This is a genomic window from Niallia circulans (genome assembly GCF_007273535.1).
In the GTDB taxonomy this organism is placed as follows: domain Bacteria; phylum Bacillota; class Bacilli; order Bacillales; family Cytobacillaceae; genus Niallia; species Niallia circulans_B.
Window position 1 is genome coordinate 84,076 of the sequence record NZ_RIBP01000004.1, and the last position, 14,045, is coordinate 98,120.

Consider the following 14,045-nt stretch of genomic DNA (forward strand, 5'->3'; position numbering starts at 1 on the left):
AGGTGGGTTAAATTATGAGCATTTTAGTTGTTGGCGGGGCAGGATATGTCGGTTCACATGCTGTCCATCAGCTCCATGACAGTGGAGAAAAAGTAGTTGTCATTGATAATTTGGAGACTGGCAACAAGCAGGCATTACATCCTGATGTAAGCTTTTATGAAGGAGATATACGCGATATTGATTTTCTTCGCACAGTGTTTACAAAGGAAGAAATTGATGCCGTTATTCACTTTGCCGCAAACTCACTTGTTGGAGAATCAATGGAGAATCCCCTTAAATATTATGATAATAATGTGCACGGAACGCAATTGCTTCTGCAGACTATGGTTGAATTTAATGTAAAAAACATTGTCTTTTCCTCAACAGCAGCAACCTATGGAGAACCAAAAACTGTGCCGATTACGGAGGATATGCCGACTAATCCCGCTAATCCATACGGAGAAACAAAGCGGGCGATGGAAAAAATGATGGAATGGGCCGATAAAGCGTATGACATAAAGTACATTTCTCTTCGTTATTTCAATGTGGCGGGCGCAAGAAGTACTGGTGAAATCGGTGAAGACCATGATCCTGAGACACATCTTATCCCAATTATCCTTCAGGCTGCATTAAACAAACGCCCTTCTGTCATGATATATGGTGATGACTATAATACGCCAGACGGCACATGCATTAGAGATTATATTCATGTGGAAGATCTTATCGATGCCCATTTATTAGCCTTAAAATATTTAAAAACGGGTGGAAGCAGTGATATTTTCAATCTCGGCAGCAGCCAAGGCTTTTCTGTTAAAGAGCTCATTGCTGCAGCACAGAAAATAACTGGGCGAGAAATCCCTACTGTGATTGGTCCGCGCCGGGCTGGTGATCCAAGCACCTTGATTGCAAGCTCCACTAAAGCAAGACTTGTGTTAGGCTGGAACCCAACACGCACTTCCATTGAGCAAATTGTGAGTGATGCCTGGAGCTGGCATTTGTCCCATCCGGACGGGTATTTAAAGGAAGTGAACATATGATATTCGCCTATATCGACACACTAGTTCTTAAAGCACAAGAGGCAAAGCTTATGGAGTCCGCAGATGCCATATATGCTAGAAACCAAGTGCTGCAGCTTTTAAAGCTTGATGATTACGAGGAAACAGCTTGTGAGGATTTATCTATGCTCACGATTGCTGACCTAATTGACCTTATCGTCTCCTATGCGACAGCTCAAGGTGTCATTGAAAATCTTGTAGATATAAAAGAAATTTTGGCTGCCAATATCATGAACTGTTTTTTGGCACGTCCCTCTGATATTAGACAAACCTTTTATAAGAAATATAAAGAATCTCCTGTTGCTGCAACGGAATATTTTTACGAACTGAGCAAGAACAGCAATTATATTCAATTGAATAGAATCAAAAACAATATTTCTTATAAAATGGATACAGACTATGGGGTTATGGACATTACGATTAATTTATCAAAGCCTGAAAAGGACCCGGAGGAAATTAAGCGGGAACGTGCGATGAAACAAGATGTCAAATACCCAAAGTGTCTGCTTTGTAAGGAAAACGAAGGATATGCAGGTCGAATCGGCCATCCTGCCAGATCGAACCACCGTATTATTCCATTAGAGCTTGCTGGTGAGACATGGAATTTACAATACTCACCATACGTTTATTATAATGAGCATAGCATCGTGTTCTCAGATGAACATAGGGATATGAAAATTGACCGCCATGCCTTTGAAAGGCTGCTGCTTTTTACAAAGCAGTATCCCCATTATTTCATAGGCTCTAACGCAGATTTGCCAATTGTCGGCGGTTCAATCCTCAGCCATGACCATTATCAAGGCGGTTCTTATGAGTTTGCGATGACAAGAGCAGCAGAAAGCTTTGCATTTACCTTGACAGGCTTTCCGCTGATTGCTGCATCTGTTCTGAAATGGCCAATGTCTGTCATCAGGCTAAAAGGAAAAAACATCGCAGACCTAGTCGATGCAGGAGACTTTATTCTCAAAACGTGGCGTGGATACACAGACAAACAAGCAAATATTCATGCATATACAGATGGCGTTCCGCATAACACAATTACGCCAATCGCGAGGAATCGGGATGGTTATTTTGAGCTAGACCTTGTTTTGCGAAATAATCGGACGACAGAGGAACATCCTCTTGGTATCTTCCATCCACATGCAGATGTTCATCACATCAAAAAGGAGAATATCGGTTTGATTGAGGTAATGGGTCTTGCTGTGCTTCCACCACGACTTAAGGAAGAGCTTCATGAAATCACATTGCTTTTACATGGCAAAGAAAATACCGTCCATGAATATCATCAAGACTGGGCAAATAACATGGTAAAAGAATATGGTACAATTTCGTCCTTAGAGGAAGCAGAACAAATTGTTCGTAAAGAGCTAAGTAAAAAGTTCGTTAGAGTACTTGAGGATGCAGGTGTCTTTAAAGAAAGAAAATCCTTTCAAGCCTTCCTCGACACATTGAACTAGCAAAATAAGCTGAACCCATTCGGTTCAGCTTTTTAGCTTTGGTCAAACAATTCAACAAGTAATAAGGAAACTGCTCCTAGCACGGTTGCGTCATCCCCTAATGTAGTAGCTAGCACTTCTGTTTTTGCTGCTGTCTTCGTTAAGGCTGTCTTTTCGATTTTGCGTTTAATGGCAGGCAGCAAATATTGTTTGCTCTTTATGACACCGCCGCCCAGCACAATTCTATCTGGGTTCAATAAATGAATTAAGTTCGTTAAACCAATCCCAATTGTTTCACCAATTTGGTTAAGAAAATCTGCATGTGTCTTGCTTCCCGTTTGCGCTAAAGCGTAAACTTCCTCTCCAGTAATTCGCTCACCGCAAAACTCCATCGACCGTTCGGCAATCGCGATACCACTTACTAATGTTTGCAGGCAGCCTCGATTACCACATTCACACACAGCACCGTGCAAATCGATGGTCATATGACCGAACTCGCCAGCAATTCCTTGTGCGCCATGATGCAGATGACCATTTAATACGATTCCTGCACCAACACCTCTGCCAATGTTAATTGCCACCATGCTGTCGACACTGCCATGTCCGCCAAACCATGACTCTCCTAATGCCATTGCTCTTGCATCATTTTCAATCTTAATAGCTAACCCGAATTCCTTCTCAAGCTCCTCTTTCACACGAATATTCCTTAAGTTGATATTGGGAGCAACAAGCACCTCTCCTGCCTCTACATCCACAACACCATGCATAGCCATGCCAATCCCGATTACCTTCTCTCTTTCCATGTTAGAACAAGCTAACAGGCCGAATACAGCTTGCTTTAATGTTTCAACAAACTCTTCATTCGTAATAGGCATTTGCAGTGCTGCTGTATTACGGTAATAGATTTCGCCCGTTAAATCCGTAATCACACAATCGACTGTTTCAGGACCTGCATCAACCCCAATCGCAAAAAAAGCCTTGCTGTTAATATGCAGCATTGTTGGTTTACGGCCGCCGCTCGATTCTCCAAGCACCGTTTCTATCACAAGGCCTTCTGCCATCAATTCCCTGACTATGCTGCTGACAGTTGGCGGAGTCAGCCTTGTTTCCTTAGCAATTTGCGCCCTTGAGATTGGCTCTGACACCCTGATTTTGTTTAAAATGATCGTCTTATTAACAGACTTCATCCATTGAAAACTGCCACGTTCCACTAATAAATCCTCCATCTAAAAATTCCTTATATATCCCTTATTATAGCATAATAGCCTGAGGCCTCCTTTTCCAAAAGGTCAGCCTCAGGCTATTTAATTTTAATAGTATGGATTCAAATGGATGAGCACTTCTTCAATATTGTCATGTTTTTTCATCAGCTTTTTCTTTATTTCTCGCGACAGATCATGACCTTCCTTGATTGTTTTGTCATGGTCAATGGAAATTCGTAAATCAACAAGAACATAATGGCCGTGTTCCCTTGCTCTTAGCCTATCTATTCTTTTCACTTCAGAGAAAGATGCGATGATACTTTCATAGTCCTGCAAAATAGCTGAGTCAATATTCCGTTCAAGCAAGATATCAAAAGCCTCTTTCAGCATTTCCTTGGAAATTTTGAAAATTAAGTATGCCACAATGATACTCGCAACTTTATCACCAAACAGTAAAAGCTTTATGTCAAACTTATCCCCTATAATAGAAAGAATAACCCCAACTGCTGCGGCAATACTTGCAACAATATCAGCCTTGTGGTCAAAGGCAATTGCTTCGATTGCCTTGCTCTTTTGTTCTTTAGCAATCTTCATGCTGTACCTGTATAAGTATTCTTTAGCCCCATATGAAATAATCGCAATCCACATTGCAAGTATATTTGGTGCCGTAATCGGATGAAACAGGCCGATAATCGCTTCGTAAACAACATATAGTGATACGGCAAACAAAACAATACCGACAATACCTGATACAATAACCTCCGCTTTTCCATGCCCATATGGATGTTCAAGGTCAGCAGGCTTGTTGGCAATTTTAATCACAAACAAAACTATGACAGAGGCAAATACATCTGCAGCAGAGTGAATTCCATCTGCAAACACGGCATCACTGTTTGCTGCCATGCCTATTACCAGTTTTCCTATTGTTAATAAAATGTTACTTATAACACTAATCCAAGCTACTTTTTTCGCTAACTGTTCTCTTGTTGACAAAGCTATACTTCCCCTCTAAAAAAATCACCATTGTATCTTAACAAAAGCAGACCTTATGGGTCTAGAGAAAAATTGTTGGTACAAGCCACAACTATTTATCTTGCCAAAACTTCGTTGACATAATTTATCTTCCATCTATTGTACGTTCTTCACCAAAAATGACTTATTTCTTTCACCCTGATTACTGTTAGACTAATAAATCATTTTTCTTGATATTAAAGCAAGGAGAATAAAATTGAATGAGGAGATTATTGCCGCTTAATAAGACTTGCGGCAATAATCAAAGACTTATTTGGAAATAAACATTTGCGTCCAATAATGCCCTGACGCATAATAGCCGACACCAATCTGAGTGAAGGAGCTGCTCAAAATATTTGCTCTGTGACCGCTTGAATTCATCCAGGAAGTAACAACCTGCTGTGCGGTTGTTTGACCTTTTGCAATATTTTCACCAGCAGATTTATAGCTGATTCCATATGCTTTCATCATATCGAAAGGCGATCCATATGTTGGGCTAGTATGGCTGAAATAATTCTTTTGTGCCATATCCATTGATTTATCTCGCGCAACCCTTGATAACTCCCAATTCTCTGTTAAAGGTTTAAGGCCTGCTTTTTGTCTTTCTACATTACAAAGACGAATTACTTCACGCTCCACCGTTTTAACGGAATCGATATTCGGAATGTTCAAAGTTTGGCCAGGATAAATTAGGCTTGGCGTTTTAATTTGGGGGTTTGCTCCAATGATTTCGCGCAATCCGATTTGATATTTAACAGCTATTTTCCACATAGAATCCCCGCTTTTCACTGTATATGTATCAGCAAAAGCCATTGTAGGAATTGCAATTAAACATAGTATTGCCATTAATATCTTTTTCATCTTATCACCTCCTTATCGGTGATAAGATGCGTCTTTTTCGGTAAAAATATACAAAAAGATTCGGACACGCATAAGATGAAATATCTACATTAAAAAGATGATATTATGGTGACATTTTGGTTAATTAATGATAATATGTTGGTATATAAAATCAACAGAAATAGGAGAGGATAATATGCCGTTAATACGCTTTGATATGCTTGAAGGAAGATCAGAAACAGAAATCACAAAAATCTTGGATGTAACTCATCGTGTTATGGTAGAGGCATTTCAAGTACCAGAAAGAGATAGATACCAAATTGTTTCCCAGCACAAACCGTATGAAATGATTGTCCAAGACACTGGACTCGGCTTTTCAAGAAGTGAAAATGTTCTGCTTATCAGCATTACCAGCAGACGCCGGACCGCTGACCAAAAGCAAAGATTCTACCAAAACCTAACAAACGAGCTTGAACAACATTGTGGTATTACTCCTAATGATGTTATGGTTTCCTTTACGATCAACGGTGATGAAGACTGGAGTTTCGGTTACGGAGAAGCGCAATTTTTGACTGGTAAACTGACATAATAAAAGGGCAGAGATGACTTCTCTGCCCTTTTACCTATATTATAGTGCTAATTTCTCTGCTTGGAATACTTCTGCCTCAAGCGGTGCTGCCAAAAATTCTCCAGCTTTAGAAACGAATCCTTGGAAATGACTGCTTGCATTGTGTTGTTCGATTGCTGCTTGATCTTTCCAGCCTTCAATCATGATAAAAGTGTTTTCTTCTTCTACGCTTTTTACTAGCTGATAAGAAATATTGCCTTCTTCTTCTTGAGACGCTTTAACAAGTGTACTCATTTCTTCTAAAAACGCTGCTTCTTTACCTTCTTGTAATTTCATTTTTGCATGAATAACAAACATTGTTATTTCCTCCTCATAATCTTCTTTATTATTTAATGGTTACTACAGTATGAAGAAACTCATATAAGACAGACTTAATTGAATGAGCACCACTAAAATGATACGCAACTCTCGAGAGACTTATCCTTTTACATTTCTACTGTAGATACATTTTTACTAAGGCGTGAAAGCATGTCCAGCAGTGTTTCCTGCTCACCGGCACTAAAGCCGCTTAACGTTTGATCAATAAAGCGTTTTTTCGCTTGTAATGATGCAGTAATCTCTTCCCTGCCACTGCTTGTTAAGCTTACCAATGTAACGCGGTTGTCCTCTGCTTTTTTCCTTCGTGCAACAAGTCCTGCTGTTTCCAGCTGCTTCAAATGCCGCGTAACCGCAGCATTATCAATGTTGATTTCCTTCTGAAGGGCACTTTGACTGATTTCATCTGCATTATAAAGCTGATGCAGAATTTCAACTCTAGTGGGGCTTGAGCCAAGACATGATTCAAATTTTGAATTAACATTATTATTCAGCTTTTGGAGCTGATAAAAAATCTGGAGCTGGATAACGCAATTATCACGCATAGAACTCTCCTTCCAAACAATTAGTTGACATGTCAATAATTGATATATCAAATATAAACCTATTCTTCCCGATTGTCAAAGAATAAATACGCAATTAAAAACCGCTCCCGTTTTTTCGGCAGCGGTTAGGTATTTATTGTGTTGAACCAATAACGCGGCGTCCTCTTCTGACTAACCCGTAATAAGATAGCAAGGCTAAAAAGCTTGCGAGGAACATTATTGCTCCCATCGGAATAGCTGTTTGTTCTCCGGCAATTCCTACAAGCGGAGCTGAAATGGATCCTAGAATAAACGGCAGTAAGCCAAGTAAAGCAGACGCACTTCCAGCAATATGCCCTTGAGTATCCATTGCCAATGAAAACGAAGTCGTCGAAATAATACCGATGGATGATACAAAAAAGAAAATTGGGATAACAATTGCCAGTAATGGTGCTTGAAGCAAAATGGCAATCAACAAAACTATTCCAGATATATTTGCGATGTATAAGCCTATCTGTAGAAACGTTTTTTCAGATAAAACATCCGCATATCTGCCAACTAACTGGGAGCCAATCATCAAAGCAATCCCATTCATTCCAAACAGGAGGCTGAATGTTGTTGGTGATACACCATAAATATTTTGATAGACAAATGGAGTACCAGAAACATAGGCAAAGATACCTGCAACAATAAAGCCCTGTGTGAGTGCATATCCTCTGAACTGGCGATCTTTCAAAAGCGAGCCAAAGTTTTTCAGGATTTGCCCAATATTGCTTGGCACCCGCTTTTCAGGAGGAAGTGTTTCTGTAAGCCTTAAAGACACGATTAAGGACAGAACAACCCCAACACATGCAAGGACAAGAAATACGACATTCCAATTGCCAAAGCGAAGAATGGTGCTTCCGGCAACAGGTGCCAATATCGGGCCAAGGTTATTAACAAGCATTAACAACGCAAAGAATTTTGTCAGTTCCTTGCCGCTGTAAACATCACGGACAATCGCTCTTGAAATAACAATACCGCCAGCTGCTGAAAAGCCTTGGATAAAGCGGGCAGCAATAAAGAAATAAATGTTTGGGGCAAAGGAACAAATAACAGAGGCGATTAAGTAGACAATCAAAAATATAACTAAAGGTCTTCTCCTTCCAATCACGTCGCTCATCGGACCAATTACAAGCTGACCTGCTCCTAATCCCAACAGGCAGGTTGTCAACGAAATTTGGACGAGTGACGCCGTTGTTCCATAATCCTCTACAATTGTCGGAAAGGATGGCAGATACATATCGATTGTAAGCGGGCCCAAAATGGCAAGTGAACCTAGCAAAAATGCTAAACGAAGCCTATTATTCTTTTCAAGTAAATCGGGCAAAATCTTTCCACCTTCCTAGTCGTTTAAATTATTTATAGTCAACTAGGTACTATCATAACTTGATATCCTCCCTTTGAATAGATAAATAAGATATTTTTATATAAAATATTTCCATAAGCTAAGCATTTGGCATATTTCCCGTTAATTCTATTGCAGAAATATTTTCTCCTTCCACCCATTTTTTAAAATCTACAACAAGCGGCTCATTACCTCCGGCAAGACATGTCATAATCGTATGATCTTTAAAAGAATAAGAAAAGGTATGAAGCGTACCAAAAAAGTGTTCATAATCAGTAAAAAACAGCGGAGAGCTGTCTGCACGGAAATAATCAAATATCTCCTGCTGCTGCCAACTAGGATGATTCCTTTGCTCCAAATGCCGTTGCCTTTTAAGCGAGCCCTCTATATTGGCACGGTTTTTGCCAGACATTGCTTCCGTTATAAAATGATTGGCACAAGCAAGCGATTCTTGCCCCCATCTGACCTTGACATTATCAGGACTCGTTTCCACAGCAGCCTTATTTCCTAATTTATCTCCAATTGAAAAGTTATAGCAATTAGCATGAGGAATCGTTCCCAATAACTTAACAGCATCCTCAACAGTCGCACATTGATCGAGCACCATTCTGCAGGTTATCCATGGGGATACCCCTTTTGTGTATCCGTCATTGTTGACAAAGTGAAAACCGATTGCAAGACCTTTTTCATTTATGCCGTCATGTCTGCCAATTAGCTGTAAGTTATAGCCTGCTGACGCATAATGGTTTTTTGATTGAACCAATGAAAATATTCCATCATATAAAAGTGGAGAAAAATCGTAGTTTCTTGTATAAACACCATTATTAATCCATGTTGTACAGCCCATTGCCTTTGTTTTCGGAACATCGTATCCACTGAACAGTGCAGAAGCTTCAGCAAAGCTGACTTCGAGCGTATCTGCTAGCCCCTGCAGCTCCTCCAAAATGTTTGGGGCAAGCTCCAAATAGATTGCTTCCATGTTTCGCATATCAATCTCAGGCTTCGTTACCTGTTTATAAATTTCCAAAGCTTTAGGATTCTTTTTTAAAAAAAGGCCATATTTCTGCCCAATTTCAAAGGAGTTCTTTCTTAACTGCCAAATTTGAGCCTGTAATTTAGTCATTTGTAAATCCCCCTGCATTTAATTATTTAATATAATTAAATTTATAACAAAGAGCTTTATTAGACCTGTCAATTATTGCTGTATTTAAACAGATACATATTGAGATTTTGTTTATTATGTAGACATAAAAAAAGACAAAGAGGTATCTCTCTTTGCCTTTTTTAGGAAGTCTATATTACACTCTAAATTTACGAATAAGTTCTTGCAGACTTTCGGCAAGATTCGCAAGAGAGGAGGACGACGCTGCTATCTCTTCCATTGATGCCACTTGCTCTTCTGTTGCAGCTGACACATTTTCTGTATTTGCCGCTGCTTCTCCTGCCATGCTATTAACTTCCATAACAGATACATTAATCACATCTGTGTTATCCTTCAATTCCTTCAGTGAAACAAACACTTCTTCAAATAAGCTTACTAGGTCATTTACGGACACTTCAATTTCCCCAAAGGAATTTCCAGCGTTTTGCACGATATTCAAACCTAAGTCTACTTCATTTTTCGCAGTGGACATTGATTGAATAGTGGTTTTCGTATCGACTTGAATTTGCCCAATAAGGCTTGTTATTTGTTCTGCAGATTGGGACGATTGCTCTGCAAGCTTTCTTACTTCATCAGCAACCACCGCAAATCCTTTTCCTTGTTCTCCTGCTCTTGCTGCCTCAATTGCTGCATTAAGTGCCAATAGATTGGTTTGTGATGATATATCTGTTATTGCCTTAGTGATATCACCGATTTCCTTAATACGGCCTTCTAATGTATTGATCGACATGGAAAGATTACCAACATTTGTATTAATGGAATTCATCTGTGTGGTAACTTCCTCAATATTTCGCAAGCCTTTTTTGGATGCTTCTGCTGTATTTTCAGCTGTTGCTGCGACTTTTTCTGCGTTGGCTGAAATTCTTTCTGTGCTTCCAGTTACATTATTAATTCCTTCAGAGCTTGATGCCATTAACGTCATTTGATTTTCTGAGCTTGCTGCAAGCTCCTGGATTGTTTCAGAAATATGCTCACTTGCTTTGCTGCTTTCCTCAGAGCTTGCACTTAACTGCTCTGACGAGGACGCAAGTGCTTGAGATGTTTCACCGATTGTTTCGACGAGCTCTTTAATTCCATCAGCCATACTATTAAAGCTGACCGAAAGGGAGCCTATTTCATCTTTAGATTGGTAATCAGCTCTTTCAGAGAAATCGCCATTTTCGCCTTTTTCCATAAGTGTTTTTAGCTTCTTAATTGGATTTGCAATCGTTTTAGATATATAAAAACCGAATAATACTGACAACACTAAGAACACTGCAATAATGCTTAATGAAATCACTAAGGTTGTCTTGTAATTATCTTTGTTTTCCTGAGCGATTTTACTTGCCTGTTTTTCATTTGCTTGCTGTAATGAGACAAGCAGGTCTGTCATTTCTTCCCGTTTTGTGATAACTTGTTGGGAATATAGACGATAAGCTTCCGCATTTTTGTTTTCCAATGCTAAGTCAAGGGCCTCACCTGTCGTATCGCTAATATCAGTCAGTGATTGTTTATACTTTTCAAGCGCTGATTTTTCATCTGCTGACAAATCAAGCTGTTCTAATTTGCTGACATATTGATTTATTTCCTCTGCTTCTTTATTATACATCTCAATAAGCTGTTCGTTTCTTGAATCATCCTCATTTAACATCAGCTCCAGAACAAAACGGTCTGTCGCTTGATCATCGCTTACTATTTTAGATACCCAAGTATTAGGAATCAAACGATCATTATACATCGCATCTGATCCTTCAGCCATTTTTTTCATGCCATTAATAGCATAGAACCCGACTGTTATTAATGAAATGGCACTGAATATAATAATCATTAATATTTTTATAGATATCTTACTGTTTTTTACTAATTTCATGCCTTCTCTCCTCATTTTATAATTATTTCCCCTACTGGTTTTATCGTCCACCTCACAATGATTGATTAGCCTTTTTCACAAATTAAAATTCTTGCATTTTTTTAAAAAAGTAGATATAATATCATATTAATTTTCGAGTTTTATCGTTGAAAATAACATGTAAAATGGTTTAGAATGGTTAATATAGGGAATTATTCATTGATGTGGAATAATCGTCTACTAGACTGTTTAAAGGGGTGAGCATATGAAACAATTAAATTGGGCTATTCTTGGACCTGGGTCCATTGCCGCTGATTTTGCTGGGGCGTTAAATGACATTCATGGAAGCATTTATGCAGTTGGGTCACGCACATTAGAAAAAGCGGAACAATTTGCAGAGCAATTTAATATTCAAAAAGCTTATGGCAATTATGAGGACATGCTCCAAGATGACAGCATCGACGTTGTCTATATTGCAACACCACACTCTAACCACTATGAATACATCATGAAAAGCCTGGAAAATAATAAACATGTTTTTTGCGAGAAAGCAATTACTGTCAGTTCTGAACAGCTTCTTGACGCTGTTAAGCTGGCTGAAGAAAAACAGCTTGTATTAGCTGAAGCAATGACTATTTACCATATGCCTTTGTATAAAAAGCTGCGTGAAATAGTATCCTCTGGGAAAATCGGCAAATTAAAAATGGTCAATGTCTTGTTTGGCAGTTCCAAAGAGGATGATCCAACAAATCGCTATTTCAATATGGATCTCGCAGGTGGAGCATTGTTGGATATTGGTACATATGCTCTTTCTTTCGCCAGATCCTTCCTTTCCTCACAGCCTGATGAGATTTTGACAACGGTCAAAAAATATACAACTGGTGTTGATGAGCAATCAGGAATCATATTGAAAAACAAGGATGACGAAATGGCTGTTATAACACTCGCAATGAGAGCAAGAACACAAAAGCTTGGCATTATTGCTGGAGATAATGGTCATATTATCGTTCCCGATTTTCCAAGAGCAAATGTTGCCACAATCCATTACTTAGATGGCACACTAGAGACGGTTGAAGCAGGCGAAACCGCTAAAGCCCTTCATTATGAAATTGAAGATATGGAGAGAGTTATCGCAGACAAAGACCAGAAAACCACACTGCCATTAAGTATTGACGTGATGGAAATCATGACAGATGTTCGGAAACAATGGGGTATAAGCTATCCGTTTGAATAAAAAAAAGGCATGCAGGCTAAATTAACCTGCATGCCTTTTTTTATAGCGGTGCTGTCTGACGTTTTTGACCAACATAATAGACCATTTCCTTATAGCCAATTTGCTTAAGTTTTTTTTGCACATCAAACAAATCATCCCCTATCCGCTCTGGGGTGTGGGAATCTGAGCCGAATGTTATGTCGACATTATAATAAAAAGCCCGTTCAAGCATATCGTCAGATGGATACCAGCCGCCAACTGCTTTCATTTTTCCAGATGTGTTAACTTCAATAGAGACACCTGACTCACCGATTATTTTAAGGGTTTCATTAATAATTGGTGTTTGGATTTCAGAAAAGGCCGGATAATACCCTTTCATTGCATCAATATGTCCTAGTATTTGAAAGACGCCGCTTTTGGCAGAAGCCTGAATTAATCGATAGTAATCCTCTTTTTCTTTAATACGCTGTGCATCTGTCAGCGCCCCCCATCTGCTCTTATCAAAAATGCTTTTTCCATTCACATAGTGGACAGACCCAATGATATAGTCAAAAGGATATTTCTCGTACTCTCTTGTATATAAATGAAGAAGATGTGGGTAGAAATCACTTTCAACTCCTAACAAGACTTCAATCTTCCCTTTATAAGCTTCCTTTAGCTTTAACACTTCCTCCACATAATGTACAAACTCGCTCTTTGCCATAGAATAGCGGGGAAATGGCCTGTCATCCTCATGGAAAAACAATGGTGAATGATCAGAGATACCAATATAATGAAGCCCTTTGTCGATGCCTGACTTAATGTATTCTTCCATTTTTCCGATTGCATGACCACATCTGTCATGATGTGTATGCAAATCAAACAAGATGCTTTTCATACGCCACTCCTCTTTGTTAACTGATTTAAAATAAGTATATACGAACATGTTTCAAACTGTCATGCAAGGCGGATTGGAATATAAAAAAGACATGGAGTAAATACCCCATGTCCTCATATTCAAACAATTTTTATTTCGTTGTTTTCAATAACTACTTTTTCGTTTTCTTTCAAGTTTGTGAAGATGATTGGTGTAATAATGGAAGGCACTTTGCTTTTAATTGCGTCAAAGTCAATATCCATCAGCTTTTGGCCTTGTTTCACTTTCTGTCCATCTTCTACATGCGATATAAAGCCTTCTCCCTTTAACGTAACAGTATCTAAACCAACATGAATCAGAATTTCTCTTCCGTTATTGTCCATTAAGCTGATTGCATGTTTAGTTGGGAATATATTGACAACCTGTCCATCAACTGGTGATACAAGCGTACCATTTGTTGGATCTATCGCTGCACCGTCGCCCATCATTTTTTGTGAGAAGACTGGATCTGGCACTTCCTCGATAGGAAGGAGTCTCCCTTCTAATGGCAAGATAAACTTACTTTCCTCCGCATTTGATTGATTCTTTTTGAACAAGTTTTTAAACATC

Annotated in this window: 14 protein-coding genes; 4 read left to right on the forward strand and 10 right to left on the reverse strand. The window is 39.0% G+C overall.

What is annotated here, in order from left to right; translation table 11 throughout:
• Positions 1-14: 14 nt before the first annotated feature.
• Positions 15-1,016: a UDP-glucose 4-epimerase GalE gene (gene galE / locus CEQ21_RS08365; protein WP_185764215.1), complete on the forward strand. Its 1,002-nt coding sequence runs from the start codon at positions 15-17 to the stop codon at positions 1,014-1,016.
• Complete coding sequence (locus tag CEQ21_RS08370) at positions 1,013-2,491, forward strand: UDP-glucose--hexose-1-phosphate uridylyltransferase (RefSeq protein ID WP_185764216.1); 1,479 nt, start codon at positions 1,013-1,015, stop codon at positions 2,489-2,491. Before galE ends, CEQ21_RS08370 begins: the two co-directional genes overlap by 4 nt.
• A gap of 32 nt (positions 2,492-2,523) precedes the next feature.
• Here CEQ21_RS08370 and CEQ21_RS08375 read toward each other — a convergent pair whose 3' ends face one another.
• The 3 genes from CEQ21_RS08375 to safA all read right to left on the reverse strand — a co-directional run bounded on the left by CEQ21_RS08375 (position 2,524) and on the right by safA (position 5,544).
• Complete coding sequence (locus CEQ21_RS08375) at positions 2,524-3,681, reverse strand: ROK family transcriptional regulator (RefSeq protein ID WP_185764217.1); 1,158 nt, start codon at positions 3,679-3,681, stop codon at positions 2,524-2,526.
• 99 nt (positions 3,682-3,780) lie between these two features.
• Positions 3,781-4,665: a cation diffusion facilitator family transporter gene (locus tag CEQ21_RS08380; RefSeq protein ID WP_185764218.1), complete on the reverse strand. Its 885-nt coding sequence runs from the start codon at positions 4,663-4,665 to the stop codon at positions 3,781-3,783.
• 288 nt (positions 4,666-4,953) lie between these two features.
• Complete coding sequence (gene safA / locus CEQ21_RS08385; protein WP_185764219.1) at positions 4,954-5,544, reverse strand: SafA/ExsA family spore coat assembly protein; 591 nt, start codon at positions 5,542-5,544, stop codon at positions 4,954-4,956.
• A 175-nt stretch (positions 5,545-5,719) separates the two neighbouring features.
• Between safA and CEQ21_RS08390 the strand changes: the two genes are divergently transcribed.
• The gene (locus CEQ21_RS08390; protein ID WP_185764220.1) at positions 5,720-6,112 is read left to right on the forward strand and encodes a tautomerase family protein; all 393 of its coding nucleotides are present in this window, start codon (positions 5,720-5,722) and stop codon (positions 6,110-6,112) included.
• Positions 6,113-6,151: 39 nt separating this feature from the next.
• Here CEQ21_RS08390 and CEQ21_RS08395 read toward each other — a convergent pair whose 3' ends face one another.
• The 5 genes from CEQ21_RS08395 to CEQ21_RS08415 all read right to left on the reverse strand — a co-directional run bounded on the left by CEQ21_RS08395 (position 6,152) and on the right by CEQ21_RS08415 (position 11,388).
• On the reverse strand, positions 6,152-6,448 hold the full coding sequence (locus tag CEQ21_RS08395; RefSeq protein WP_185764221.1) for a putative quinol monooxygenase: 297 nt from the start codon (positions 6,446-6,448) through the stop codon (positions 6,152-6,154).
• Between the two features lie 128 nt (positions 6,449-6,576).
• Positions 6,577-7,011 carry a MarR family winged helix-turn-helix transcriptional regulator gene (locus CEQ21_RS08400; RefSeq protein WP_185764222.1) on the reverse strand — a complete coding sequence of 145 codons (435 nt, stop codon included), beginning with the start codon at positions 7,009-7,011 and terminating at the stop codon, positions 6,577-6,579.
• A 133-nt stretch (positions 7,012-7,144) separates the two neighbouring features.
• Positions 7,145-8,359 carry a Bcr/CflA family multidrug efflux MFS transporter gene (locus CEQ21_RS08405; protein ID WP_185764223.1) on the reverse strand — a complete coding sequence of 405 codons (1,215 nt, stop codon included), beginning with the start codon at positions 8,357-8,359 and terminating at the stop codon, positions 7,145-7,147.
• A gap of 118 nt (positions 8,360-8,477) precedes the next feature.
• Entirely contained in the window at positions 8,478-9,500 is a 1,023-nt protein-coding gene (locus tag CEQ21_RS08410) for a C45 family autoproteolytic acyltransferase/hydolase (protein WP_185764224.1), read from the reverse strand.
• Between the two features lie 175 nt (positions 9,501-9,675).
• Positions 9,676-11,388, reverse strand: a complete 1,713-nt coding sequence (locus CEQ21_RS08415; RefSeq protein ID WP_185764225.1) for a methyl-accepting chemotaxis protein — start codon at positions 11,386-11,388, stop codon at positions 9,676-9,678.
• Positions 11,389-11,632: 244 nt separating this feature from the next.
• Here CEQ21_RS08415 and CEQ21_RS08420 point away from each other — a divergent pair, with 244 nt between their 5' ends.
• Entirely contained in the window at positions 11,633-12,601 is a 969-nt protein-coding gene (locus CEQ21_RS08420; RefSeq protein WP_185764226.1) for a Gfo/Idh/MocA family protein, read from the forward strand.
• A gap of 40 nt (positions 12,602-12,641) precedes the next feature.
• Here CEQ21_RS08420 and CEQ21_RS08425 read toward each other — a convergent pair whose 3' ends face one another.
• Positions 12,642-13,448 carry a histidinol-phosphatase gene (locus CEQ21_RS08425; protein WP_185767198.1) on the reverse strand — a complete coding sequence of 269 codons (807 nt, stop codon included), beginning with the start codon at positions 13,446-13,448 and terminating at the stop codon, positions 12,642-12,644.
• Positions 13,449-13,576: 128 nt separating this feature from the next.
• The gene (locus CEQ21_RS08430; RefSeq protein WP_185764227.1) at positions 13,577-14,044 is read right to left on the reverse strand and encodes a PTS sugar transporter subunit IIA; all 468 of its coding nucleotides are present in this window, start codon (positions 14,042-14,044) and stop codon (positions 13,577-13,579) included.
• Between the last annotated feature and the right edge of the window lies 1 nt (position 14,045).

Coding starts and splice junctions, on each gene's coding strand:
- galE (WP_185764215.1), top strand. CDS start 15: ATGAGCATTTTAGTTGTTGGCGGGGCAGGATATGTCGGTTCACATGCT.
- CEQ21_RS08370 (WP_185764216.1), top strand. CDS start 1,013: ATGATATTCGCCTATATCGACACACTAGTTCTTAAAGCACAAGAGGCA.
- safA (WP_185764219.1), bottom strand. CDS start 5,544: ATGAAAAAGATATTAATGGCAATACTATGTTTAATTGCAATTCCTACA.
- CEQ21_RS08390 (WP_185764220.1), top strand. CDS start 5,720: ATGCCGTTAATACGCTTTGATATGCTTGAAGGAAGATCAGAAACAGAA.
- CEQ21_RS08395 (WP_185764221.1), bottom strand. CDS start 6,448: ATGTTTGTTATTCATGCAAAAATGAAATTACAAGAAGGTAAAGAAGCA.
- CEQ21_RS08400 (WP_185764222.1), bottom strand. CDS start 7,011: ATGCGTGATAATTGCGTTATCCAGCTCCAGATTTTTTATCAGCTCCAA.
- CEQ21_RS08410 (WP_185764224.1), bottom strand. CDS start 9,500: ATGACTAAATTACAGGCTCAAATTTGGCAGTTAAGAAAGAACTCCTTT.
- CEQ21_RS08415 (WP_185764225.1), bottom strand. CDS start 11,388: ATGAAATTAGTAAAAAACAGTAAGATATCTATAAAAATATTAATGATT.
- CEQ21_RS08420 (WP_185764226.1), top strand. CDS start 11,633: ATGAAACAATTAAATTGGGCTATTCTTGGACCTGGGTCCATTGCCGCT.
- CEQ21_RS08430 (WP_185764227.1), bottom strand. CDS start 14,044: ATGTTTAAAAACTTGTTCAAAAAGAATCAATCAAATGCGGAGGAAAGT.